The sequence below is a fragment of the Massilia rubra genome (genome assembly GCF_011682065.1).
GTDB classification, from domain to species: domain Bacteria; phylum Pseudomonadota; class Gammaproteobacteria; order Burkholderiales; family Burkholderiaceae_D; genus Telluria_A; species Telluria_A rubra.
This window is the reverse complement of sequence record NZ_VUYU01000068.1, coordinates 1-1,714: the sequence shown is the minus strand read 5'-3', so window position 1 is coordinate 1,714 and position 1,714 is coordinate 1. Positions and strand designations below refer to the sequence as shown.

The 1,714-nt window shown below is 56.9% G+C and carries 2 protein-coding genes; one reads left to right on the top strand and one right to left on the bottom strand.

The window, feature by feature from the left end; genetic code table 11:
* A partial coding sequence (locus F0185_RS33990; RefSeq protein ID WP_167233104.1) for an RNA-guided endonuclease InsQ/TnpB family protein occupies window positions 1-1,264 on the bottom strand: 1,264 nt, incomplete at its 3' end.
* Between the two features lie 21 nt (window positions 1,265-1,285).
* Here F0185_RS33990 and tnpA point away from each other — a divergent pair.
* Window positions 1,286-1,702: an IS200/IS605 family transposase gene (gene tnpA / locus F0185_RS33985; RefSeq protein WP_167233102.1), complete on the top strand. Its 417-nt coding sequence runs from the start codon at window positions 1,286-1,288 to the stop codon at window positions 1,700-1,702.
* Window positions 1,703-1,714 lie beyond the last annotated feature (12 nt).

Here is a 1,714-nt window from a genome sequence, read left to right as displayed (position 1 = left end):
CTACGGCGCCGCGTGATGATCTACGGGTCGCTTCGGTGGGTTCCTGCTTCATCGAGCGGCCTGACTGCGCCGACTCTCCACAGGCTAAGACGCGATGTCCTCGCGCTAAAACATTCATCGCGCCGACCACATCGGCGTGATTTTCGTAGCCACAATCGACGCACAGAAACGACGCCTGAGTCTGCCGATTGTCTTTTGAGACGTGGCCGCAAGCCGGGCACGTCTGGCTGGTGTGCTGCGGTGGCACGGCCAGCAACATGCCGCCGTTCCACCCAACCTTATAGCCAAGCTGGCGGCGAAACTCGCCCCATCCCTGATCGAGGATAGCTCGGTTCAGGCCCGACTTCTGGCTGACCTTCTTGCCCGGTTGTTCGACAGTACCTTTGGAAGACCTGGACATGTTCCGTACCTGCAAATCCTCAATGCAGACGAGCGCGTGTTTTTTGCTGATCGTCGTTGTGGTCTTGTGCAGGAAGTCCTTGCGGGCGTTGGCGATGCCGATGTGAATCTTCTGGACGCGGGCTTTCGCCTTCTTCCAATTGCTGCTGAACTTGACCTTGCGGCTCATGCGCCGCTGGTAGCGGGCAAGGTTCTGTTGGTGCTTCTTAAAACTGTTGAGTGGTGCGACGAAGCTGCCGTCGCTCATCGTGGCGAAGCGGGCGATGCCGACATCGATGCCGATGGCGCTCGTCGCCGTTGGCAATGGCTGTTCGGGCAGGATTTTCTCGGTGCCTGAATGGCGTTCGCCATTCACCTCGCGTTGCGTCTGAATCGACACGAACCACTTGCCGCCCGACTGGCTCACTGTGACGTTGCGCAGCTCGCCAAGAACGTCCCGACTGTTGCGGTAACGCAGCCAGCCAAGTTTGGGCAGGAAGATGCGGCTGTTGGCCTCGTCAAGCTTGATCTGCTTCGGGTCCGGGTAGCGGAAAGTGTCGCCGCAACCCTTGCGCTTGAAGCTGGGGAAATCGGCCCGTTTCTCGAAGAAGTTCTTGTACGCCCTCTCCAAGTCCTTCAATGCATGTTGCAGCGGATGACACGGCGCGTCCTTCAGCCAAGGTGTGTCAGGACCATTGCGCCACCCGGTCAATTGCTTCGCCATGGCGACGTAGCCGATGAACTTGTTACCGGCCTCATGATTCTCTTTTTGCATCGCCAACGCCTTGTTGTAGACGAATCGGCACGAGCCAGCGAAGCGGCGCATATTGCGCTCTTGCTCGCCATCTGGCATCAGTTCGTATTTATAGGCTTGTAGTCGTTGCACGCTTCGATTATAGTTTGGTCTATGAGTGATTACAATGAAATTCGCCACGGAAGACACTGTGTTTTCCTCATGCACGTACATTTGGTCTTCGTAACAAAATACCGCCGTGAAGTCTTCACAAAAGAGATTCTTGACGACCTGCGGCCGATATTTTCCAGCGTCTGCACGGACTTTGAAGCGGAACTGGTGGAGTTCGACGGCGAGGACGACCATGTACACTTGCTGGTGAACTACCCGCCCAAGGTTTCCGTTTCCAATCTGGTCAACAGCCTGAAAGGCGTTTCCAGCCGCATGATTCGGAAGAAGAACTATCCGAGCATCCGCAAGAAGCTTTGGGGCGGCGCGCTATGGTCGCCTTCCTACTTTGCCGGTAGCTGCGGCGGTGCGCCTATCGCCGTTATCCGGCAGTACATCGAACAGCAGCAGACGCCGCACTAGACGCACCAAACC

Excerpts from the sequence above, each read along its gene's own strand:
- tnpA (WP_167233102.1), top strand. The coding sequence starts at position 1,286 with ATGAGTGATTACAATGAAATTCGCCACGGAAGACACTGTGTTTTCCTC.